The 23,204-nt window shown below is 59.5% G+C and carries 19 protein-coding genes and 1 pseudogene; 7 read left to right on the forward strand and 13 right to left on the reverse strand.

The window, feature by feature from the left end; genetic code table 11:
• On the forward strand, nucleotides 1–355 hold a 355-nt coding region (locus PMI21_RS25055), incomplete at its 5' end, for a putative porin (RefSeq protein WP_007934078.1).
• A gap of 131 nt (nucleotides 356–486) precedes the next feature.
• Here PMI21_RS25055 and PMI21_RS25050 read toward each other — a convergent pair.
• From PMI21_RS25050 to aceK, 5 genes are all read right to left on the reverse strand, one after another.
• Entirely contained in the window at nucleotides 487–723 is a 237-nt protein-coding gene (locus PMI21_RS25050) for an anti-sigma factor family protein (RefSeq protein ID WP_007934080.1), read from the reverse strand.
• Nucleotides 717–1,328 carry an RNA polymerase sigma factor gene (locus tag PMI21_RS25045; RefSeq protein ID WP_007934082.1) on the reverse strand — a complete coding sequence of 204 codons (612 nt, stop codon included), beginning with the start codon at nucleotides 1,326–1,328 and terminating at the stop codon, nucleotides 717–719. Before PMI21_RS25045 ends, PMI21_RS25050 begins: the two co-directional genes overlap by 7 nt.
• 245 nt (nucleotides 1,329–1,573) lie before the next feature.
• Nucleotides 1,574–2,695 (reverse strand): beta-ketoacyl-ACP synthase III, encoded by a 1,122-nt coding sequence (locus PMI21_RS25040; protein WP_007934084.1) that lies wholly within the window; start codon nucleotides 2,693–2,695, stop codon nucleotides 1,574–1,576.
• 197 nt (nucleotides 2,696–2,892) lie between these two features.
• Nucleotides 2,893–6,804 carry an ATP-dependent RNA helicase HrpA gene (hrpA, locus tag PMI21_RS25035; RefSeq protein ID WP_007934085.1) on the reverse strand — a complete coding sequence of 1,304 codons (3,912 nt, stop codon included), beginning with the start codon at nucleotides 6,802–6,804 and terminating at the stop codon, nucleotides 2,893–2,895.
• Between the two features lie 185 nt (nucleotides 6,805–6,989).
• The gene (aceK, locus tag PMI21_RS25030; protein ID WP_007934088.1) at nucleotides 6,990–8,711 is read right to left on the reverse strand and encodes a bifunctional isocitrate dehydrogenase kinase/phosphatase; all 1,722 of its coding nucleotides are present in this window, start codon (nucleotides 8,709–8,711) and stop codon (nucleotides 6,990–6,992) included.
• A 178-nt stretch (nucleotides 8,712–8,889) separates the two neighbouring features.
• Here aceK and PMI21_RS25025 point away from each other — a divergent pair, with 178 nt between their 5' ends.
• A complete protein-coding gene (locus PMI21_RS25025) occupies nucleotides 8,890–9,798 on the forward strand; it encodes a DMT family transporter (RefSeq protein ID WP_007934090.1) in 909 nt (302 codons plus the stop codon).
• A gap of 162 nt (nucleotides 9,799–9,960) precedes the next feature.
• Nucleotides 9,961–11,535, forward strand: a complete 1,575-nt coding sequence (locus PMI21_RS25020) for a sensor domain-containing diguanylate cyclase (RefSeq protein WP_007934092.1) — start codon at nucleotides 9,961–9,963, stop codon at nucleotides 11,533–11,535.
• Between the two features lie 42 nt (nucleotides 11,536–11,577).
• On the opposite strand, the gene PMI21_RS25015 is transcribed toward PMI21_RS25020, so the two are convergent.
• From PMI21_RS25015 to cysK, 3 genes are all read right to left on the reverse strand, one after another.
• Entirely contained in the window at nucleotides 11,578–12,441 is an 864-nt protein-coding gene (locus PMI21_RS25015) for a DMT family transporter (RefSeq protein ID WP_007934094.1), read from the reverse strand.
• Nucleotides 12,442–12,876: 435 nt separating this feature from the next.
• A complete protein-coding gene (locus tag PMI21_RS25010) occupies nucleotides 12,877–13,815 on the reverse strand; it encodes an aspartyl/asparaginyl beta-hydroxylase domain-containing protein (RefSeq protein WP_007934096.1) in 939 nt (312 codons plus the stop codon).
• 211 nt (nucleotides 13,816–14,026) lie between these two features.
• Complete coding sequence (gene cysK, locus PMI21_RS25005) at nucleotides 14,027–15,001, reverse strand: cysteine synthase A (protein ID WP_007934098.1); 975 nt, start codon at nucleotides 14,999–15,001, stop codon at nucleotides 14,027–14,029.
• A gap of 65 nt (nucleotides 15,002–15,066) precedes the next feature.
• Between cysK and PMI21_RS29625 the strand changes: the two are divergent.
• A pseudogene (locus tag PMI21_RS29625) lies at nucleotides 15,067–15,245 on the forward strand (DUF748 domain-containing protein); the annotation flags it as partial.
• A gap of 4 nt (nucleotides 15,246–15,249) precedes the next feature.
• Here PMI21_RS29625 and PMI21_RS25000 read toward each other — a convergent pair.
• On the reverse strand, nucleotides 15,250–15,753 hold the full coding sequence (locus PMI21_RS25000; protein WP_007934100.1) for a DUF2442 domain-containing protein: 504 nt from the start codon (nucleotides 15,751–15,753) through the stop codon (nucleotides 15,250–15,252).
• Nucleotides 15,754–16,093: 340 nt separating this feature from the next.
• Between PMI21_RS25000 and PMI21_RS24995 the strand changes: the two genes are divergently transcribed.
• Together PMI21_RS24995 and PMI21_RS24990 are read left to right on the forward strand one after the other, a co-directional pair.
• Nucleotides 16,094–16,939, forward strand: coding sequence for an AAA family ATPase (locus PMI21_RS24995; protein WP_007934101.1), 846 nt, complete (start codon nucleotides 16,094–16,096; stop codon nucleotides 16,937–16,939).
• 21 nt (nucleotides 16,940–16,960) lie between these two features.
• Complete coding sequence (locus PMI21_RS24990; protein ID WP_007934103.1) at nucleotides 16,961–18,139, forward strand: vWA domain-containing protein; 1,179 nt, start codon at nucleotides 16,961–16,963, stop codon at nucleotides 18,137–18,139.
• An 86-nt stretch (nucleotides 18,140–18,225) separates the two neighbouring features.
• On the opposite strand, the gene PMI21_RS24985 is transcribed toward PMI21_RS24990, so the two are convergent.
• From PMI21_RS24985 to PMI21_RS24970, 4 genes are all read right to left on the reverse strand, one after another.
• Nucleotides 18,226–19,152 carry a biotin-dependent carboxyltransferase family protein gene (locus PMI21_RS24985; RefSeq protein ID WP_007934105.1) on the reverse strand — a complete coding sequence of 309 codons (927 nt, stop codon included), beginning with the start codon at nucleotides 19,150–19,152 and terminating at the stop codon, nucleotides 18,226–18,228.
• The gene (gene pxpB, locus PMI21_RS24980; protein WP_007934107.1) at nucleotides 19,149–19,853 is read right to left on the reverse strand and encodes a 5-oxoprolinase subunit PxpB; all 705 of its coding nucleotides are present in this window, start codon (nucleotides 19,851–19,853) and stop codon (nucleotides 19,149–19,151) included. The genes PMI21_RS24985 and pxpB overlap by 4 nt, the downstream gene beginning before the upstream one ends.
• On the reverse strand, nucleotides 19,850–20,602 hold the full coding sequence (locus PMI21_RS24975; protein WP_007934109.1) for a 5-oxoprolinase subunit PxpA: 753 nt from the start codon (nucleotides 20,600–20,602) through the stop codon (nucleotides 19,850–19,852). Before PMI21_RS24975 ends, pxpB begins: the two co-directional genes overlap by 4 nt.
• 220 nt (nucleotides 20,603–20,822) lie before the next feature.
• Nucleotides 20,823–22,109, reverse strand: coding sequence for an MFS transporter (locus PMI21_RS24970; RefSeq protein WP_007934112.1), 1,287 nt, complete (start codon nucleotides 22,107–22,109; stop codon nucleotides 20,823–20,825).
• Between the two features lie 160 nt (nucleotides 22,110–22,269).
• Here PMI21_RS24970 and PMI21_RS24965 point away from each other — a divergent pair, with 160 nt between their 5' ends.
• The gene (locus tag PMI21_RS24965) at nucleotides 22,270–23,199 is read left to right on the forward strand and encodes a LysR family transcriptional regulator (protein WP_007934114.1); all 930 of its coding nucleotides are present in this window, start codon (nucleotides 22,270–22,272) and stop codon (nucleotides 23,197–23,199) included.
• Nucleotides 23,200–23,204: the final 5 nt, after the last annotated feature.

Genomic DNA, 23,204 nt, shown 5'->3' on the forward strand with positions numbered 1-23,204 from the left:
CGGCGCCCTGCCGATGCCACTGTCGTTCTACGGCCAATATGTGAAGAACAACGATGCCGTGACCGATCAGGACACTGCCTGGCTGGTCGGTGCCAAGTCGAAAGTCTTCGGCCTCAACCTCGACTACAACTACCGCGACGTGCAGCGTAACGCCGTGGTCGGCGCCTTCACCGACTCGGACTTCGCCAACGGCACCACCGGCTCTCGCGGTCACAAGTTCAAAGTCGGTTACGACATCGACAAGAACTTCGCCCTCGGTGCCACTTACTTCCTGACTAAAGCCGACTTCTCCAGCCGTACCCAGCGCGATGCCAACACCAACACGCTGCAACTGGACGCGGAAGCGAAGTTCTAAGCAACAAAGCAACACACTTCAAACGATGCGGTTCACATCCGGTCGTGTCGTTTGAAGAGGTTCAACAGTCTGGCGCGGGGCAACGATCCCCATCATCCGTTCGTTTCACCCGCGCCGGCCTGTGTTTTCCGTCAGGAACGATCTTTACGCCGCTGCGCCGCCAGCCGCTCGGCCAGTGCCTCCACATCCTCGACCGGCTTCTGGGGCATCACCCGCAAGGTCGCCTGCATCAACCGCATCTGCCGAATGAATCGCCGACAATTGGGGCAAAACATCAAGTGATGCCGCATCATCAGACGCTCGCGAAAACTCAACTGGCCATCGAGATAATCGCTGGACCGCGCCACTTGTTCCTTACAGGTCAGCATTCGCCGGTTTCCTCAAAATGTTCTACGGTCGCAAAGACCTTCAACCGTGCCCGATGCAGCAGCACACGAACATTGGAGAGCGAGATTTCCAGAAGATTACAGATCTCCTCCAACTCTAGCCCCTGACGCTCGCGCAACAGCAACACACTGCTTTGCAGCTCCGACAGGCTGAGCAACGTGTGTTCCAGGCATTCGCGCAGTTCGTTTTCGGTCAACAGCGCCTCTGGCGTGTCCTGATGCCAGGCGAACGGCGCCACCAGCCAATGACCATCGCTCGATGAGAAACGATCGTCATCGATCGTACCGTGAGGCGACGGCAGGTCATCGAGCAACACTTCCCGGCGGTTTTGCTTGTAGCGACTCTTGGCCGAGTTGGCGGTGATGGTCAACAGCCAGGTCTTGAGGCTCGAACGCCCCTCGAACCCGCCGAGATTGCGCACCACTGACAGCCATGCGTCCTGCACCACTTCGTCGGCATGCCGGTTGCCGACGATTGCATAAGCCACCGCACGCATGGCGCTCTGGTAAGTACTGACCAGTTCCTTGAAAGCCTTCTGCTCGCCCGCCAGCAGACGTTCGAGCAACAGGGTGTCGTCAGCAGCCATGCAAACCTCGTTTCAGAACTACCGATATTGTGGCGAGGGGGCTTGCCCCCGCACCTCTTGTAGCAGCTGCCGAAGGCTGCGTTCGGCTGCGAAGCAGTCGTGATCTGGCTAACGCGGTCTGCCTGACGTACCGCAGTGTCTGATTTTACGGCTGCTACGCAGCCGAACGCAGCCTTCGGCAGCTGCTACAGATTGCATTACGGCTCAACTGACTGGCATTAGGGCAAGCCCTCACCATGCAAGCATCAGCGCTTGCGCAGAATCACGCTGCCAATCGAATAACCGGCGCCGAACGAGCTGAGTACGGCCAGCGAACCACTGACCAGATCGTCCTGATTCTTGTGGAACGAAATCACCGAACCGGCGGAGCTGGTGTTGGCGTAGGTGTCGAGAATCACCGGGGCTTCTGCTTCGGTGGCTTCGCGGCCCAGCAGCTTCTTGACGATCAGGTGGTTCATGCTGAGGTTGGCCTGGTGCAGCCAGAAACGCTTCACGTCGCTGACGTTGAGCTGGTTTTCTTCCAGGTGGGTGGCGATCAGCTCGGCGACCATTGGGCAGACGTCGCGGAACACCTTGCGGCCTTCCTGGACGAACAGCTTGTCGGGGGCACCAATGCCCTCTTCCGCGGCGCGGTTGAGGAAGCCGAAGTTGTTGCGGATGTTGTTGGAGAACTTGGTCAGCAGTTTGGTGCTGACCACGTCGAACTGATACTTGGAGGTCGCCAGATCGGCGCGCTCGATGATCACCGCAGTGGCGGCGTCGCCGAAGATGAAGTGGCTGTCGCGGTCACGGAAGTTCAGGTGACCGGTGCAGACTTCAGGGTTAACCATCAGGATCGCCCGGGCCTGGCCCAGTTGCACACTGTTGGCGGCGGCCTGGATGCCGAAGGTTGCCGAGGAGCACGCCACGTTCATGTCGTAACCGAAACCCTGGATACCCAGCGCTTCCTGAACTTCGATGGCGATGGCCGGGTAGGCGCGTTGCAGGTTGGAGCAGGCGACGATCACACCGTCGATGTCAGCGGCGGTCTTGCCGGCGCGCTGCAAGGCTTGCTCGGCCGCACCGATCGCCATCTGGCACAGCACCGACCACTCGTCGTTGGAGCGCTCGGGCAAGCGTGGCGCCATGCGCTGCGGGTCGAGGATGCCGTCCTTGTCCATGACAAAGCGGCTTTTGATGCCGGAGGCTTTTTCGATAAACGCTGCGCTGGACTCGGTCAATGCCTGGATTTCGCCGCGCTCAATAGCCTCGGCGTTGTCGGCGTTGAACTGCGCGACGTAAGCATTGAAAGACTGCACCAGCTCTTCGTTGGAGATGCTGTTGGCCGGGGTGTACAGGCCGGTGCCGCTGATGACGACGTTATGCATGGTCGTTTCTCTAATTTGTTCAGGCAGAAAGCGCTGGCACCGACGTACCAACACACAAAGGGTCTATTCCAGGTTCCGGACGCAAACCTGGCATCGCTTTATTCCGATCCGCCCAGGCCCATGGAGGCTCAAAACCGCGGGGCCGGCGTTTATAGGCGCGAAGTTTGCCATAAACGCTGGCTTTTGGCCCCTTTTTGCTAAGCCTCGACCTGGCTCCATTGCTTGCTCAAGCGCTTGTCGGAGATCGGCACCTTGGTCCCCAATTGCTGTGCAAACAGCGAAACCCGGTATTCCTCCAGCCACCAGCGATAAAGCTCCAGCTGCGGATCGCGTTTGCCTTCCTGGGCGTGTTTGTTGGCGCGGGTCTGGTATTGCGTCCACAGACCGGACAGTTCGCCGCTCCAGACCCGATCCTTCTGCACCTGAGCGCCGAGTTTTTCAAAACGTTGCTCGACGGCCTTGAGGTAACGCGGCAGCTCCTTGAGCCACGGCATCGGCGTTTCGCGTACGAACCCCGGATACACCAGATGGCTGAGCTGCTGCTTGATGTCATTCAAGGCCACGGCTTGCGCCAGATCGATCTTGCCCTTGAAGCGTTTTTGCAGGCCGTGCCAGTGCTTGAGAATCTCCAGTGTCAGCCTGGCCAGACGCTCGGCGTGCTCGGTCCAGGCGCCACGTTTGCGCTCGGCCAGGGACGCCAGTGCGGCGCCATCGCGTGGCAACGGGTCTTCACCGTCGAGAATGCAACTATCGAGGCTGGCCAGCAGAATGTCTTCCACCAAACTGTCGATGCGCCCCAGTTCGCGGTACATCAGGCCCAGTTCGGTCAGCCCCGGCAACTTGCCGCGCAAAAACTTCGCCGGCTCTGCCAATTGCTGCATCAGCAAACGTTGCAGGGCCCGGCGATGCTGGAACTCGGCTTCGGCCGGGGTCGAGAAACGCCCTTCCTTGACCGTCCCGGCCTCTTCCACCAGCGCCGGATACACAGTCATCGACAGCCCGGCGATCTTCTGTTGGGTTTTCTCGGCGACGGCGGCAAAGACTTTCGCCTCCACCGGTTGCTGACTCTTCGCGGTTTGCGGCACCGCCAAGGCGGCCTGGCTGGCCTCGGCAAAGCGTGCGGTCAACTCCGCCAGATCACGCCCTTCGCCGAGGAACTTGCCCTGACCATCGACGATTTCCAGGTTCATCCGCAAATGGCTTTCGACCTGCTGCGACGCTTCGGCCCACGCCTCATCGCTGACCCGCGCCCCGGTCATGCGCAGCAACTCGCGGCCCAGCGCCTGGGACAACGAGCCCTCGCCAAAGGTCATACGCTGCATCGCGGCTTTGACGAAATCCGGCACCGGCACGAAATTCTTGCGCAGGGCCTTGGGCAGGTTGCGCACCAGCGCAATGCACTTGGCCTCGATCACGCCCGGCACCAGCCATTCCAGACGTTCCGGCGGCAGCATCGGCAACAGCGGTGCCGGCACGCGCAAGGTTACGCCGTCACGCGGATGGTTGGGTTCGAAGTGATAACTCAGCGCCAGTTCCAGGTCGCCGATGTGCAGGGTGTCCGGGTAATGCGCGGCGGTGACTTCACTGGCTTCGCGGGCCAGCACGTCTTCTTCGCGCATGATCAGCAATTGCGGGTCTTTCTGGCTGTTGATCCGGTACCAACTGTCGAAGGTCGCGGTCTGGTGGATCTCCGCCGGCAGGCGCGCATCGTAGAAGGCGAACAGGGTTTCTTCGTCAGCCAGAATGTCCCGGCGACGCGCCTTGGCTTCCAGCTCGTCGAGCTGCTCCAGCAGTTGCTTGTTGGCCGTCAGGCACTTGGCTTTGGATTGAATCTCGCCGCGCACCAAGGCTTCGCGGATAAACAATTCGCGGGACACCACCGGGTCGACCGGCCCGTAATGCACCGGCCGACGTCCGACCACGATCAGCCCGAACAGGGTGATTTGCTCGAAGGCCACGACCTGTCCACGCCTCTTCTCCCAATGGGGTTCGAAGTGGTTTTTCTTGATCAGGTGCCCGGCCAGCGGCTCGATCCAGTCGGCATCGATCTTGGCGACCATCCGCGCGTAAAGCTTGGTGGTTTCCACCAGTTCGGCGGTCATCAGCCATTGCGGGCGCTTCTTGCCCAGGCCCGACGACGGATGAATCCAGAAACGCCGCTGACGGGCACCAAGATAGTCGCCGTCTTCGGTTTTCTGGCCGATCTGGCTGAGCAAACCCGACAGCACGGCTTTGTGCAGCTTCGGGTAATCCGCCGGCTCTTTGTTGAGGCTCAGCTGCATGTCGCGGCAGATCAGGCTCAACTGGCGATGGGAGTCGCGCCACTCGCGCAGGCGCAGGTAATTGAGGAAATTCTTGCGGCACCAGTTGCGCAGCGGACTGGCCGTCAGGGCCTGGCGCTGTTCTTCAAAACCCCGCCACAGATTGACCAGCCCGGCGAAATCCGAGTCCACGTCCTTCCATTGGGCGTGGGCCTGATCGGCGGCTTGCTGACGCTCCGGCGGACGCTCGCGCGGGTCCTGGATCGACATCGCACTGGCGACAATCAGCACTTCCTGCAAGCTGCCGAGTTTGGCCGCTTCCAGCAACATGCGGCCCATGCGCGGGTCCACTGGCAGCCGCGCCAGCTGCCGCCCGAGCGGGGTCAGCTGACTGTTGCGGTCCACCGCCGAGAGTTCTTGCAGCAGGTTGAAACCGTCGCTGATGGCCTTGCCATCCGGCGGTTCGATAAACGGGAAATCAGTGATCTCGCCGAGGCGCAGATGGAGCATCTGCAGAATCACCGCCGCGAGGTTGGTCCGCAGGATCTCCGGGTCGGTGAATTCCGGCCGACCGATGAAATCTTCTTCGCTGTACAAGCGCACGCAAATCCCCGGCTCGACCCGCCCGCAGCGACCTTTACGCTGGTTGGCACTGGCCTGGGAAATCGCTTCGATGGGCAGGCGCTGGACCTTGGCGCGGTAGCTGTAGCGACTGATGCGCGCGGTGCCGCTGTCGATCACGTAACGAATGCCCGGCACCGTCAACGAGGTTTCCGCGACGTTGGTCGCCAGTACGACCCTACGCCCCGGGTGCGACTGGAAAATCCGCTGCTGCTCGGCCGGTGACAGCCGTGCGTACAGCGGCAGAATTTCGGTGTGTTTGAGCTGGGCCTTGCGCAGCATGTCCGCCGCGTCGCGAATCTCGCGCTCGCCGGGCAGGAACACCAGCACATCGCCGGGGCTCTTGCGCTCACTGCGTTCGAACGCGGCAATTTCGTCGAGGGTCGCGAGAATCGCCTGATCCACGGTCAGGTCATCCTCGACACGGTTGCCCTCCTCGTCTTGCTCCAGGGTCAGCGGGCGATACCAGGTCTCGACCGGGAACGTACGGCCGGAGACTTCGACAATCGGCGCATCGTCGAAGTGCTTGGAAAAGCGCTCCAGGTCGATGGTGGCCGAGGTGATGATGACTTTCAGGTCCGGACGACGGGGCAGCAGGGTTTTCAGGTAACCGAGCAGGAAGTCGATGTTCAGGCTGCGTTCGTGGGCTTCGTCGACGATGATCGTGTCGTAGCGTTCGAGGTAGCGGTCGTTCTGGGTTTCCGCCAGCAGAATGCCGTCGGTCATCAGTTTGATCAGGGTGTTGGCATCGCTCTGATCCTCGAACCGCACCTGATAGCCGACCAGCGCGCCCAACGGCGTCGCCAGCTCTTCGGCGACCCGGCTCGCCACGCTGCGCGCAGCGATTCGGCGTGGCTGGGTGTGGCCGATCAGGCCGTGCTGGCCGCGACCGATTTCCAGGCAGATCTTCGGTAACTGGGTAGTTTTACCCGAACCGGTTTCGCCGGCAATGATCAGCACCTGATGTTTTAGCAGCGCCGCTTTGATTTCGTCGCGCTTGGCGGCGATCGGCAGGCTGTCGTCGTAACGAATCACCGGCAGGCTGGCTTTGCGCGCCAGCACCTGATCACAGGACGCCTGCGTGCGCGTCACCCACTGGGCCAGCTTGGCCTCGTCAGGTTTCTTGCGCAGCTCAAGCAACTGCCGCCGCAGCCGGTGGCGGTCGGCGAGCATGGCGTGATCGAGGTTTTTCAGCAGTTTGTCGATGGAAGGCGATTCGTCAGTCATCAGGTACGCAAAAGTCGTCTAGTGGCGCAGGAGGCGGATTGTCGCAGATTTGCGCACTGCTGTGATCGTTCCCACGCTCTGCGTGGGAATGCAGCAAGGGACGCTCTGCGTCCCAAGAGCGGACGCGGAGCGTCCGGGGAGGCATTCCCACGCGGAGCGTGGGAACGATCAGTGTCGGGTGTGGGCTATTCGTTATCCAGGCCCTTGCGCCGATACGGAAACACATCAATCACCTTCCCCGCCCGAATCGCTTCCTGCAGCCCCTTCCAGTAATCGGCGTTGTACAGCTCGCCGTGCAACTGATCGAACAACTTTCGCTGCGCCGAATCGGCAAACAGAAACGGTGGAAACTCCTCGGGGAACACATCCAGTGGCCCGATCGAGTACCACGGTTCGGAGGCCATTTCGTCTTCCGGCGTGCGCGGTTGCGGGATGTGGCGGAAGTTGGCTTCGGTCAGGAAGCAAATTTCGTCGTAGTCATAAAACACCACGCGACCGTGACGGGTGACGCCAAAGTTTTTCAGCAGCATGTCGCCGGGGAAAATGTTCGCCGCCGCCAGCTGCTTGATCGCCAGACCATAATCTTCCAGCGCCTCGCGCACCTGTGCTTCGTTGGCGTGCTCCAGATAAAGGTTCAACGGCGTCATCCGGCGCTCGGTCCAGCAGTGACGGATCAGCACCGTATCGTCCTCCACCGACACCGTGGACGGCGCCACTTCAAGCAATTCTTCCAGGCATGCCGGCTCGAACTTGCTCAACGGGAAACGGAAGTCGGCGAACTCCTGGGTGTCGGCCATGCGCCCGACCCGGTCGACGCTTTTCACCAGGCGATACTTTTCGATCACCGTGGCACGGTCGACGTTTTTCGACGGCGAGAAGCGGTCCTTGATGATCTTGAATACGGTGTTGAAGCCCGGCAGGGTAAACACGCTCATGACCATCCCGCGAACGCCGGGGGCCATGATGAACTGGTCGTCGGTGTTGGCCAGGTGATTGATCAGCGCCCGGTAGAACTCGGACTTGCCATGCTTGTAGAAGCCGATCGAGGTGTACAACTCGGCGATGTGTTTGCCCGGCAGGATTCGTTTGAGAAAGCCGATGAATTCCGCCGGCACCGGCACATCGACCATGAAGTACGAACGGGTGAAGGAGAAGATGATCGACACCTCCGCCTCGTCGGTGATCAACGCATCGATCTGGATGCCCCGGCCTTCGCGGTGCAGCAGCGGAATCACCAGCGGCCACTGCTCGTCCTGGGTGTAGATTCGCCCTACCAGATAGGCACCCTTGTTGCGGTAAAGCACCGAGGAAAACAGCTCGACACTCAGTTCCGGGTCCTTGCAGACCCAGTCCGGCAGGTTCTCGCGCAGTTGCGCTTCGAGGCGACGCAGGTCGCCGGGCAAGTTGGCGTAATCCTCGCTGAAGCGGTAGTCAGCAAAGATGCTCGTGAGCATGCCGGACAACTGCCCCTGCGGCTTGTAGGTGCGAGTTTGCGCCGCCCGGGCGCGGTGCAGGCTCGGCCGTGTGGTGTGGATGAACATGCAGCCGTCGCTGATCAGGTCGTGGCTGAACAGCCCGCAGAAAATCGAGTTGTACCAGGTCTCGGACAGCTCATCGTCGAAGCGCAGGTCGATCAGGCTGATGTAGGCGCTTTTGACCAGCGGCCAGCTGCTGACGTCCATCAGCACATCGGTTGCGAACGACTCATGCAAGCGCCCGACCGTTTCGCCGACTTTTTCTTCATAGAGGTTGATCCGCGCCGCCGACGCGACTTGTGTTGCCTGCCACTGGGCTTGCTCGAAGCGGCCTCGGGCGCCGTCGGTGATCTGACGGAAATGCTCGCGGTAATCGTCAAAGCCATCGAGGATCATTCGGGCGATGTCGGCGGCTGGCCATTGCTGCGGCATGGTGAAACCTCTGCGGATATTCCGGAAGCCTGAGCTTAGCCAGTGAACCGGGTGCAGGAAAAGCCTAATTTTCGAGCCAGACCCGCGCTGTCGCGACCTGCGAATTCAATGCTCGTTTTTCGGTTGCCATCGATCAGGCACTCGGCAACACTCTCGTCCCCATCAAGAGGAGTGCACCGTGAGCCCTGTCGATATTTTTCGTTTGCTGTCGTTGGCGGCTATCTGGGGTGCGAGCTTCTTGTTCATGCGCATTATCGCCCCAGTGATTGGCACAATCCCCACTGCCTTTTTCCGTGTGTCGATTGCCGCTGTCGGGCTGCTGGTGATCGTCGGACTGATGCGTATCAGTTGGGATTTCAAAGGCAAACTCAAGACGGTGATGCTGCTCGGAGTGATCAACTCCGGGGTTCCGGCGACGCTCTATTCCGTGGCCGCGCAAGTGCTGCCGGCCGGTTACTCGGCGATTTTCAACGCCACCACACCTTTGATGGGCGTGTTGATCGGCGGGTTGTTCTTCAGTGAAAAACTCACCGGGGCAAAGGTCTGCGGGGTGTTTCTCGGGCTATTCGGCGTCGGCATCCTCACCCGCGCAGGTCCGGTGGCGTTCGACATGGAACTGCTGATGGGCGCACTGGCGTGCCTGATGGCCACCACCTGCTATGGCTTTGCCGGGTTCCTCGCCCGACGCTGGCTCGACCAGGCCGGCGGCCTCGACAGTCGTCTTTCGGCCCTGGGCAGCATGCTCGGCGCAACCTTGTTTTTGCTGCCGCTGTTCGGCTACAGCGTGATCAGCCAACCACCGGCGAGCTGGGGCGGCTGGAGTGTCTGGTTGTCGTTGCTGGGATTGGGCTTGGGCTGCACCGCGTTTGCCTACATCGTTTATTTCCGTTTGCTCAGCTCGATCGGCCCGGTGAAGTCGATGACCGTGACCTTCATGATTCCACCGTTCGGGGTATTGTGGGGCGCACTGTTGCTGGATGAGCCGCTGTCGATGGCGCACCTCTATGGCGGAGTATTGATTGCGGCGGCGTTGTGGCTGGTGTTGAAACCGGCGGTGGTGAAGCCGATTGAGGTGGTTGCGCGGTAGAAGGTACGGCAAGCCAAAATATAGCCGCTGATCGTCATGTTACCGGGGGCGGCATCTAGCTATCAGTGAGGCGCTGTGTAGATAATCCGCCGACAGCGTTGGCACCACTGAACCTTTCGGGGCAAGCACGCAAACTGCGTCTCAGATCCTCCCGAGGTATAAATGAATTCCTGGATAACCCCATCCATCAGTCACCTCAAAGGCAAGCGGTTTTTGATCGGACTGTCAGTGTGTCTGACCTTGAGCCTTGGCACCGTCCTCCTGCTGCTCTGGTTTCCCGATCCGGCTTCGATCCACCGTTATGCAGAACTGGCACTGATCGTCGAAACCCTGTTGCTCGGCGCGCTCTGCGTTTCCACGCGGATTCGTCAGAAACAATCAGTGACCCAACTCGAGGAACTGATCGCACAGAAAAACCAGATCAGCTTCTTGAACGCGCGTATCACCAACTTGATCAATGCCGCGACCCAAGTGGCCGTCATCACCACCGATCCTCAAGGGCGAATACAGGTGTTCAGCGAGGGCGCCCAGGTTTTGTTCGGTTTCAGCCGCGAAGAAATGCTGGGGCGCAATAACGTCGAGAAGCTCCATGTGCAGGAAGAGATCGATGCGCGTCGCCTTGCTCACCCGGAGCTCCAGTCATTGACCGACAAACAACTGATCGGCCAGCTCTGCATCGATGACAACGGATCGAGCAAAGCCACGGAATGGAGTTATCGGCGCAAGGACGGCAGCCGGTTCACCGGTGAACTGCGCCACGCCCGGTTCTCCGACGCCAATAGCGGCCAGGTCGAACACATCAGCGTGATCATCGATGTCAGCGAACGCATCGAGCTGCTAAACCGGATCAAAGAAAGCAAAGCCCTGTTGACGTTACTGACCCAACACATTCCAAACGTGCTCTACCAGTACCACCTACTGGGGCCTGGCGACGGTTTCTTTTCATTTTGCAGCCGCAGCGTCGAAAACGTTTTCGAGCTCAAGGCCGACGCGGTGGTTGGTGTCAATTTCGCCGGTAATCCACTGTTCCAGCGACTGCATCCCGAGGACCTGCCAATGATCCGGGCAGTAACCGCAAAGTCGATGGAAACCGCCGAAGGCTGGATGTGCGATTTTCGCGTAATACTGCCGGTCAAGGGCGTGCGTTGGCTGCGCGGGGAATCCTACGCCGAGCGCCAGCCCGACCAGAGCTGCGTATGGTATGGCTCGTTCAGTGACATCACCGAGCTTAAGGACCGCGAGGAAAAACTGCGTACCCAGGCCATTACCGACGAGTTGACCGGTATCTACAACCGTCGTCATTTCATGAGTGCTCTGGAACACTTGGTGGACACCGGCAAACGTTACGCCGCCGGTTTTTCATTGATCATGTTCGACCTCGATCACTTCAAGTCCATCAATGACCGGTTCGGCCATGATGTGGGTGACGCGGTGTTGAAGGAAACCTGCGCACTGATCCGCCAACGCTTGCGCGCCAGCGACGTCTTTTGCCGGATCGGTGGAGAAGAACTGGCGATCCTTTGCCCGTTCACCTCACAAGAAAATGCCGAACAGTTGGCCAACGTGTTGTGCCAGTCCCTCGCTGGCCATGAAATAGCAGTCGCCGGGCGCGTCACCGCCAGTTTCGGTGTCGCCACCTGGAACACGGACATCGCCGCTGACGAGCTGCTGCGCCGTGCCGACCAGGCCAGTTATAGTGCCAAACAGGCTGGGCGCAATCAGGTGGTCAACGCGTGAAGCCGTCGGTATGACCGACGGCGGCTCGCACTCATCACAGAATCAAGTCTGTTTACGGAACACAAACACCAGACCGACGATGATCAGCCCCATGCCCAGCAGGCTTAACGCCGCCAGTCGGTTGCCGAATATCAGGTAATCCATCACCGCAGTCACTGCCGGCACCAGGTAAAACAGGCTGGTGACATTCACCAGATTGCCCCGGGCGATCAGCCGATACAGCAGCAGCGTCGCCAGCACCGAGACCACCAACCCCATCCACAACACCGGCACAATGAACCCTGTGCTGTGTTCGACGTGAAACGGCTGGAACGGCACAAACACCCCGCACAACAACAACCCGGCCAGGTACTGCACCGGCAGTGTGCCGAGGGGATTGTCGGTGATGCGTTTCTGCATGATCGAACCGAACGTCATGCTCGCCAGTGCCAACAGACCGCAGAGCATCCCGACCAACGACATGCCGGCCAGCCCGATGCCCTGATAGACCACCATGATCAACCCGGCCAAGCCCAGCGCCAGACCGAACATTCGACTCCAGGAACGCTGACGTTCCATCAACACCACGGTGAGAATCGGTTGAACGCCCATGATGGTTGCCATCACGCCTGGCGTGACATTCAGGTCGAGGGCCAGCAGATAGAAAATCTGATAAGCCCCCAGCAACACCACGCCCGTGGCCATTGCATACAACATCGGCTTGCCGCCCTTGGGCAGTTTCAGCTTGAGCAACGGCACCAGCAGCGCCAACCCGCACAAGGCGATGGCGAAGCGAACCAGCAAAAAGGCAAAGGGTGACGCGTGGGCCAGCCCCCATTTGGAGAAAATCGCCCCGCTGCTCCACAGCAGAACGAACAGGCACGTGGACGCCGCCGCAAGCGCGGACTTTTTCGAAAGGACAAACATGAATACCACCTGTAGTCAGGCAAAAAGCCAACTCAGCCGAAGCTGAAATTCAGTCGTTTTTTTCAGACGGGCACAGGGGGAGCAGCGGAAAAAGCTGATCAGCCCGAGAAGCCAACGCCCGGCGGTGATACGACGACGCACACCGGCGTGCTACTGACTGGTGGAGGGTAATGACTGATCTGCGCAGGCTGCTGATTCCCACACGGCACGACGCCAGCGTTGACCGCTGAATCGACTACCGCGTTGATAAGGGGAGCTGGCATGGGCTGATCTTTTTTGATGGGTGGAACGGTGGCTCAGAAAACCACCGAGCGCCGACTATAACCAGCGCGTGACATGGATTGCAATGACTTGACGGAAGAGTCCAGCAAACCGAACAAGCGCGCATAAAAAAACCGCTCCCAAGGAGCGGTTTTTTTCATTCCATGGTCGGCCTCAACCAATCAACCAATAACCCAACAACGTCAATACCACCACCGCCAGCACCGGACGCAGCACGCGATAGGCTTTAGGGTTGCGACGCTTCCACTGTTTGACCACACCGCTGAATTTGTCGCTGAAGCTCTTGCTCCAGGCATAGGCCTGGTTGATCCCGCCAACGCGCTCATCGTCAAGGTTCTGCGGCGCAGTAGCACGCCCCAGCCAGCCGCTGATCCAGCGGTTGATACGGGTCATCAGGCGGTTGCTCAAGGGGCGTTCGATGTCGCAGAACAGGATGACCCGGGTTTGTTCGGTTTCGTTCTTGACCCAGTGCACGTAGGTTTCATCGAACATCACGTCTTCGCCGTCACGCCAGGCGTAGACCTGACCGTCGACGAAGATGCGGCAATCGTCGGAGTTCGGCGTCGACAACCCCAAGTGATAGCGCAGGGAGCCGGCGAACGGGTCACGATGCGGGTTGAGGTGACTGCCACCGGGCAGCAGCGCAAACATGGCACCTTTGACATTCGGGATACCGCTGACCAAGGCCACGGTTTTCGGGCACAGGGCTTCGGCCGACGGCAGCGGTTTGTCGTACCACTTGAGGTAAAAACGCTTCCAGCCCTTTTTGAAGAACGAACCGAAACCGGCGTCGTTGTTCTTTTCGGCGGCGCGAATGTAACCCTCGTCGAACAGGTGCATGGCTTCGTCGCGGATAACTTCCCAGTTGTCCCTGAGCACGTCGAGCTCCGGAAACTTGCTGCGATCCAGATAGGGCTTGGACGGCACACCAGAGAACAGGTACATCAAGGCGTTATAGGGCGCGAACAGGGCCGAGTGATTGACGAACTGACGCAGGACCGGCAAACGCGCCTTGCCACGCAAATGCACATAGAGCGTGCTGCCGAAGAACAGCAGCAACACCGACGCCTTCGCGACAAAGGAAAAGCTCATCTACGACTCCTTGAGAATAGGAAACTCCGCACAACGCCATCTACCCGACGTGGCAGTCGGCCATGATAAACACTACCGGCCTCGGGAAAAACCCGCATTACTCAACATTCAGTGTTAAGGATTGTGCAATAAAGCACTTCTTAACATAGGGTTCCTGAACGGGGGCTGACCTGAATCAACCCCCGTTCGGCTTCAAAACAACCATAAAATCTTATTGCTGATTTTCCTGTTCGGTAAACAAGTCACTGAACAGCATGCTCGACAGGTAGCGTTCGCCGGAGTCGGGCAGAATCACCACGATGGTCTTGCCCTGCATTTCCGGGGTTTCGGCCAGGCGTACGGCCACCGCCATGGCGGCGCCGCAAGAGATGCCGCTCAAAATCCCTTCTTCCTGCATCAGGCGCAGGGCCATCGCCTTGGATTCGTCGTCACTGACCAACTCCACCCGATCGACCATCGACAGGTCCAGGTTCTTCGGCACAAAACCAGCGCCGATGCCCTGGATCTTGTGGGGGCTCGGTTTGATCTCTTCCCCGGCGATCGCCTGGGTGATTACCGGCGACACCACCGGCTCCACCGCCACCGAGAGAATCGGTTTGCCCTGAGTATTCTTGATATACCGCGAAACCCCGGTAATGGTTCCACCCGTTCCGACGCCCGCCACCAGCACGTCGACCGCACCGTCGGTGTCGTTCCAGATTTCCGGGCCGGTGGTTTTCTCGTGGATGGCCGGGTTGGCCGGGTTTTCGAACTGCCCCGGCATAAAGTAGGTGGATGGGTCACTGGCGAGAATTTCGGCGGCCTTCTCGATCGCGCCTTTCATGCCCTTGGCCGGCTCCGTCAACACCAGTTCGGCGCCAAGGGCCTTGAGCACCTTGCGTCGTTCGATGCTCATGGACGCAGGCATGGTCAACATCAACCGATAACCACGGGCGGCGGCAACGAATGCCAGGCCGATACCGGTATTGCCCGAGGTCGGTTCGATGATGGTCATGCCGGGCTTGAGTTTACCGCTGCTTTCAGCGTCCCAGATCATGTTCGCGCCAATTCGGCACTTGACCGAATAACCAGGGTTGCGCCCTTCGATCTTGGCCAGAATGGTGACACCGCGCGGGGCGATACGGTTGATCTGCACCAGCGGCGTATTGCCGATGGAGTGGGCGTTGTCAGCATAGATACGGCTCATGGCTGGGTCCTTATACAGCGTTGAATTTAGCCCACCAAGGTATGCCTGTTACTCGTGGTCGTCCAGTCAGCTGGCACTCGCTCTGGTATGACCATGCGGTGGTCGCCAAGGTGCAGTTCGATAAACCCGAGGTCAACTTCGTCAATGGCGGTGCCAACAAGCAGAATTCCCGGACTGGTGAGCACAATTGAGCAAGTTACTGCCCATTACTTTGAACGAAGTGCAGATCAACGACGGCCGGATTCCGGCTAAGATTTGCGTGTAACGGTGTAACGACCGGTTTCTTCCGCCGCCCGTGCCGGGTTCGATTGCTGCTGCAAAAAGTCCCAGCCCAGACAGGCCAACGCCAATGACCGCGGCACGGCTTCACGACCACTGCTATAGCGGCTGATACTGCGAGCACTGACTCCCAAGGCCTCGGCCGCCTGATTCAACGGCAATCCAGTACGAGCACGCCAATCGATGAAAATGCGGGTGTTTTCATCCGTTGCATTCTGCGCGAGCGCATCCAGGTACAGCGTGTCCGCGCCCATCTGGATATCCAGCTCGGGCCACTCCACGCTCCAGCCATCGTCACCCAAGGCTGCTTCTTCAAAAACACGCCCCACCAGCAATGGTTGCAATCCCGGGTATGAATGCAGGTCGCGACTTAAATCGAGGCTCAACTGCTGGCCATCGATAAACGTCAGCGCCAACCTGTATTCCGGCAATGCCAGCACAGCCGACAACCGTGGTCGTTTCATGGGTAACATCGTTTCCAATCCTCCAGCAATTGCACCTGATGGGCCCTGACCCACTCCAGCGCTTCCTTGATAATCAGCGGCGGCGGATGGTCCTTCTGGCGCAACTGAATGCGGTACGTATCGCGAAATCGGTATTTAGTAGACATGCCCCGCAAACTATCGCCAAAATGGCGATAGCTCAATACTGGCCAGCAGCCAAGACTGAGTCAAGATGTGACGCTCCATTCAGAGACTGAATAAGCCGTCTGCGTTCACAGTCGACCGGCCTGCGCGTTATAGTCGAGCCTGACAATTTATTGCGCCCCGCCCTGCCTCGTTCAGGTCGGCGTTACCGTTCGAGGATTAGCAGATGAAGTTCGAAGGCACCCAGGCCTACGTCGCCACCGATGACCTGAAGCTGGCGGTCAACGCCGCTATCACCCTGGAGCGGCCACTGCTGGTCAAGGGCGAGCCAGGCACCGGCAAGACCATGCTCGCCGAGCAACTGGCCGAGTCCTTCGGCGCCAAGTTGATCACCTGGCACATCAAGTCCACCACCAAGGCGCATCAAGGCCTGTACGAGTACGACGCGGTCAGCCGCCTGCGGGACTCGCAACTGGGCGTGGACAAGGTTCACGACGTCCGCAACTACCTGAAAAAGGGCAAGCTCTGGGAGGCTTTCGAGTCCGAAGAGCGGGTGATTCTGCTGATCGACGAAATCGACAAGGCCGACATCGAGTTCCCCAACGACTTGCTGCAAGAACTCGACAAGATGGAGTTCTACGTTTACGAGACCGACGAGACCATCAAGGCCAAAAAGCGTCCGATCATCATCATTACTTCCAACAACGAAAAAGAACTGCCGGACGCCTTCCTGCGCCGCTGCTTCTTCCATTACATCGCCTTCCCGGATCGCGTGACGCTGCAGAAGATCGTCGACGTGCACTACCCGGACATCAAGAAAGACCTGGTCAGTGAAGCGCTGGACGTGTTCTTCGACGTGCGCAAGGTGCCGGGCCTGAAGAAGAAGCCCTCGACCTCCGAACTGGTGGACTGGCTGAAACTGCTGATGGCCGACAACATCGGCGAAGCAGTGCTACGCGAACGTGATCCGACCAAGGCCATTCCGCCGCTGGCAGGCGCCCTGGTGAAGAACGAACAGGACGTGCAATTGCTTGAGCGTCTGGCGTTCATGAGCCGTCGCGGCACTCGCTAAGTACCAATAAGGGCGATCGCCATGCTGCTCAATCTGTTCAACGAAATGCGTGCAGCCAAGGTGCCGGTCTCGGTGCGTGAGCTGCTGGACCTGATCAACGCGCTTAAACAGCGCGTGACCTTCGCCGACATGGACGAGTTCTATTACTTGTCGCGGGCGATTCTGGTGAAGGACGAACGGCATTTCGACAAGTTCGACCGGGCGTTCGGTGCCTACTTCAACGGTCTGGAAAAGCTCGACGATCACCTTCAGGCGTTGATCCCGGAAGACTGGCTGCGCAAGGAATTCGAACGCTCCCTGACCGATGAAGAACGAGCCGCGATCCAGTCCCTCGGCGGCCTGGATAAGCTGATCGAAGAGTTCAAGAAACGCCTGGAAGAACAGAAAGAACGCCATGCCGGCGGCAACAAATGGATCGGCACCGGCGGCACCAGTCCGTTCGGTTCCGGCGGCTTCAACCCGGAAGGCATTCGGGTCGGCGATGCCGGTAAGCGCCAGGGCAAAGCGGTGAAAGTCTGGGATCAGCGCGAGTACAAGAACCTCGACGATTCGGTGGAACTGGGCACGCGCAACATCAAGGTCGCCCTGCGTCGCTTGCGTAAATTCGCCCGTCAAGGCGCGGCCGAAGAACTGGACATCGACGGCACCATCGACCACACCGCGCGCGACGCCGGGTTGCTGAACATCCAGATGCGTCCAGAGCGGCGCAACACCGTCAAGCTGTTGCTGCTGTTCGACATCGGCGGCTCGATGGACGCCCACGTGAAGATCTGTGAAGAGTTGTTCTCGGCCTGCAAGACCGAGTTCAAACATCTGGAGTACTTCTACTTCCACAACTTCATTTATGAATCGGTGTGGAAGAACAACATGCGCCGCACCTCCGAGCGCACCGCCACCCAGGACTTGCTGCACAAGTACGGCGCCGACTACAAAGTGATCTTCATCGGCGACGCCGCCATGGCGCCCTATGAAATCACCCAGGCCGGCGGCAGCGTCGAGCACTGGAACGAAGAAGCCGGTTACGTGTGGATGCAGCGCTTCAAGGAAAAATACAAGAAGCTCATCTGGATCAACCCATACCCGAAAGACACCTGGGGCTACACCTCGTCGACCAACATCGTGCGGGATTTGATCGATGATCAGATGTATCCGCTGACGTTGCGGGGGTTGGAGGAAGGGATGCGGTTTTTGTCCAAGTAAAGATTGTTGCTGTCTGTGATGCAGCCTTCGCGGGCAAGCCTCGCTCCTACAGGGGTAAACAGGAGCGAGGCTTGCCCGCGAAGCTTTTAGCGGCCTACAAACCTGCGCAAATACTCGACTTGTTCGCGATGCGCGACGTCCTGCACCACCGGTTTCAACCGCACCTTCGCCCCCGGCAAACACTGCGCCAGCCGCGCCAACGCCAACGGCGTCAACGCCCCCAACCGCGGATAACCGCCAATGGTCTGCCGGTCATTGAGCAGCACAATCGGCTGCCCATCCGGCGGCACCTGCACCGCGCCCAGCGGGATGCCTTCGGAAATCATCGGCTTGCCCTGATACTGCAACGCCGTTCCCAATAGACGAATGCCCATGCGATCGGCACGGCTGTCGAGGGTCCAGGCGCTGTTGAACGCGTCAAACAGACTCAGGCCGCTGAACTCTCCGATTTGCGCACCGAGCACCAGGTCCAACGGTGCATCGAGTTTGAAATCCGGGACGTGCTCGCCAGGCAGCTCCCGTACCAGCAGCGGCGCCTCCCTCGAGTAGTTCAGCGCCGCACCTTTGGCCAACGCCCGGCCCATCCCGTCGAGGCCACCCAGTTCCTCACGCACCACCGTCGCGCTGCTGCCCAGCACTTTCGGCGCATCAAACCCGCCCGGTGCAGCGAGATAAGCCCGCGCGCCCAGCAACGGCTGATTGAACTGCAAACGCTGACCTTTGCGCAGTTTGAAACTGCGCCATGGTGCCAGTGCCTGACCGTCCAGTTGCGCACCAAGGTCTGCCCCGGCCAGCGCCAAAAGACAATCTTCCTCGGCGACAACGCAAAACCCGCCAAGGGTGATTTCAATCACCGGCGCATCCAGCCCGTTGCCCAGCAGCCAATTGGCCCACGACATCGATCGCCAATCCAGCCCGCCGCCCTGGGTCACGCCCAGATGCCGCACACCAAATCGCCCGGCGTCCTGCAACAGGCACAGCGGTGTACTTGCTTCAATCGTCAGTCGGCTCATACCAGGGTCTCCAACGGCGTGTCGTCACCGCCCAGGTTGATGAACTCGGCATGGCTGACCGCTTCGAAGCGCACCGTATCGCCCGGTTGCATCAGGCTGTAGCCGTCGCGTTCGCGGTCGAACAATTTGGCCGGGGTGCGGCCAATCAGGTTCCAGCCGCCGGGGGACACCACCGGATAAGCCGCCGTCTGGCGTTCGGCGATGCCGACACTGCCGGCGGCGACTTTTTTGCGCGGGGTACTCAGACGCGGTGCGGCCAACACTTCTTCCACCAACCCCATGAACGCGAACCCCGGCGCGAAGCCCAGTGCGAACACCTGATACTCGTGTTCGCTGTGACGGCGGATCACTTCATTCACCGCCAATCCGCTGCGCTGAGACAACAGGTTCAATTCCGGACCAACGCTCAAGTCATACCAGACCGGTAGCACATGGCATTTACCCTTGGCCCGAGCGTTGGGCGTCAGATCGATCAGGGCTTCAGCGATCAACTCCCGGGCCTGGGCCGGGTTCAATGCCATCAGATCGTAATGCACCATCAACGTCGTGTAGGACGGCACCAGATCGATCAGATGGCTGGCGAATGCTTCTCGCAGACGCTCACTGGCAGCCAGCATCCACGGCATGTTGGCCTCGGCAATTTCATCGAACAGGCGCACCATCAGGCAATCGAGCGCCACCACTTCCACCCGAGGTTTCATGATGCGCTCTGCTGATTCAAGGCCTCGCGAATGCGCCGCACGGCGGCCACCGAACTGGCGTTGTCGCCGTGTACGCACAAGGTATTGGCCTGCAAGTGCAAGGCGCTGCCATCACTGGCCGTGAGGTTGCCACCACGGGCAATGATCAGCGCCTGTTCGATGATTTTCTCGGGATCGTGATGCACGGCCCCCGGCAGTTGCCGCGAGACCAGCCTGCCGGCGCTGTCGTAAGCGCGATCGGCGAAGGCTTCAAACCACAGGGTCACGCCGTATTCGTCACCCAATTGCTGGGCAGCGCTGTTGTCGCGAGTGGCCATCAGCATCAGTGGCAGTGTCCGGTCATAAGCTGCCACGGCCTGAATCACCGCACGCAATTGCGCCGGGTTGGCCATCATGTCGTTGTACATCGCGCCGTGGGGTTTGACGTAACTCACCCGCCCGCCCTGAGCCCGGCAAATGCCGTCGAGGGCACCGATCTGGTAGTGCAACAGGTCCTGCAGTTCCTGGGCGGTATACGCCATGGAGCGACGGCCGAAACCGACCAGATCCTGATAGGCAGGGTGCGCGCCGATCTGCACGCCGTTGCTCAGGGCCAGGCTGACGGTCTTGCGCATGATGCTCGGGTCGCCGGCATGGAAGCCGCAGGCGATGTTGGCGCAGTCGATGAAGGGCATGACTTCGGCGTCCAGACCCATGGTCCAGTTGCCGAAACTCTCGCCGATGTCGCAATTCAATAGCAGGCGGTTCACGGTGAACACTCCTGAGTTAAGTTGTAATGCGATCTGTAGCAGCTGCCGAGCCCGCGAGGCTGCGTTCGACTGCGAAGCGGTCGTGAGGCCGGCTAACGCGGTCTGCCTGACGCACTGCAAATTCTGAATTTACGACTGCTTCGCAGTCGAACGCAGCCTCGCAGGCTCGGCAGCTGCTACAAAAAGTGTGTCGTACCAGAAACCTTACCGGATTTTTCGATTACTCAGCGTCGAGTTGTTTGCCACGGGTTTCCGGCAAGCTGAGCGCCGCCAGGATCACCACCCCGTAGGACACCGCCGCGAAAGCCCCGATTCCCACGCTCAATGGCACCTTCTGACTGAGCAAGCCGATCAGCAGCGGAAACAACGCCGCCAGCGCCCGACCGATGTTGTAGCAAAAGCCCTGGCCCGAGCCGCGAATCCGCGTTGGAAACAGCTCGGTCAGAAATGAGCCCATGCCGCTGAAAATCCCGGATGCAAAGAAGCCCAAAGGAAAGCCCAGCCAGAGCATCACGCCGTTGCTGACCGGCAATTGGGTGTACAGCAGAACAATAGTGAACGAGCCGACCGCGAACAGAATGAAGTTCTTTTTTCGACCGAGGATGTCAGTCAAATACGCGCTGATCACATAACCGACGTAGGACCCGATAATCACCATCGCCAGATAACCGCCCGTGCCGAGTACGCTCAAACCGCGCTCGTTTTTCAGAAACGTCGGCAGCCAGGAGGTGATTGCGTAGTAACCGCCGAGTGCGCCGGTGGTCAGTATCGACGCGCGAATGGTAGTGAAGAGGATGCCAGGGGCGAAAATCTCGTAGAACTTCGCCGGGTTGCTGGGCTCTTGCCTGGCTTTGGCTTCACGGTAAATCTCCGGATCCTTGACCAGGCGACGGACGAAAATCACGAAAATCGCCGGCACGATGCCAAGGATGAACAGCGCACGCCAGGCGTCTTCCGGCGGCAACACCGAGAACAGCAGCGCATACAGAATGGCTGTCAGCCCCCAACCCAATGCCCAACCCGATTGCACCATGCCGACGGCTTTGCCACGGTCCTTGGCGCGGATCACTTCACCGATCAACACCGCGCCAGCCGTCCACTCACCGCCGAAACCGAAGCCCATCAAGGTGCGCGCAATCAGCAGTTGCTCGTAGTTCTGGGCGAAGCCGCAAAGGAAAGTGAAGAACGCAAACCACAACACCGTCAGTTGCAGGGTGCGCACCCGACCGATGCGGTCGGAGAGAATCCCCGCCACCCAGCCACCGATGGCCGAGGCGATCAGGGTGCTGGTGTGGATCAGCCCGGCCTGGCCGGTGGTGATGCCCCACATGGCAATCAGGGTCGGTACCACGAAGCTGAGCATCTGAGTGTCCATGCCGTCCAGACCATAGCCGATCTTGCAGCTCCAGAACGTGCGACGCTCCTGCTTGTTGATGTTGCGGTACCAGTCAAAAGGTCCCGGGCGAGCCGTGGCTTTGGGGATGTCGAGGGTGTCGGGCGCACTCATGGCAAAATCTCCGTGCATATTTTATTGGTATTGTTCTGAGCCCCGACGACGCCTATCGTGGGAACCGGATGGCCTGATTTTTGGGCGGTTGGCCCTGCTGCGTCCAACTAATAAAAACCCGCCCTAGACATAAGAAAAATTTTATCCACGAGCTGACCCCATGAACCTGAAGTTTCTCGAAACGTTTGTCTGGGTCGCCCGACTCAAGAGTTTTCGCCTGACGGCAGACAAGCTTTTCACCACCCAGGCGTCGATTTCCAGCCGCATCGCGGTGCTCGAAAGCGAGCTCGGGGTGAAGCTGTTTCTGCGCGACTCTCGTGGCGTGAGCCTGACCCCCGAAGGCTTGAAAGTGCTCGAATATGCCGAGCAGATGATGGACACGATGCAGGCGCTCAAACAGTCGATCGAGACGCGTTCGAGCAAGGCCGGACGGGTGCGGATCGGCGTCATGGACACGGTGATCCACACCTGGCTCAGCCCGTTGGTGGCACAGATGATGGATCACTATCCGCTGGTGGAAATCGAGCTGGTGGCCGATACCGCGCTCAACCTCTGCGATCAGCTGCAAAAAGGCTTTCTCGATCTGATCCTGCAAACCGACCTGCTGCGCCAGGAAAGCGTGCGCAGCCTGGAGCTGGCCAGTCATCCGATGGGCTGGATCGTGGCCAGCAATTCCATCTACAACCGTGAGTATTCAGGTGTCGCCGACCTGTCGCGGGAGCGGATCATCACCTATTCGAAAAATTCCCGTCCGCACCAGGACGTCTTGAGCCTGATGCAGGCCAACGGGGTCATGGCGCCACGGCTCAATTGTGTGAATTCAGTGTCGGCGATTACTCGTTTACTGCGGGACGGCTTCGGTATTGGCGCCCTGCCACCGGTGCTGGTGGCCGAGGAACTGGCGCGAGGAGAGTTGACCTTGCTGGCCATCGATCAACGGCCGCCGAATTTGCAGGTGGTGGTGTCGTGGCGGGTTAGCGTGGAGTGGGTAGAAGAAATCGTGACGTTGTGTCAGCGAGTCGTGGAGTGCTATGCGCAGAAAATGGGCGAGCACTACATCGTCTTGAGCCAACCACAGGCCAGAATCTGAAAGAC

Source organism: Pseudomonas sp. GM18, assembly GCF_000282195.1.
Classification (GTDB): Bacteria; Pseudomonadota; Gammaproteobacteria; order Pseudomonadales; family Pseudomonadaceae; genus Aquipseudomonas.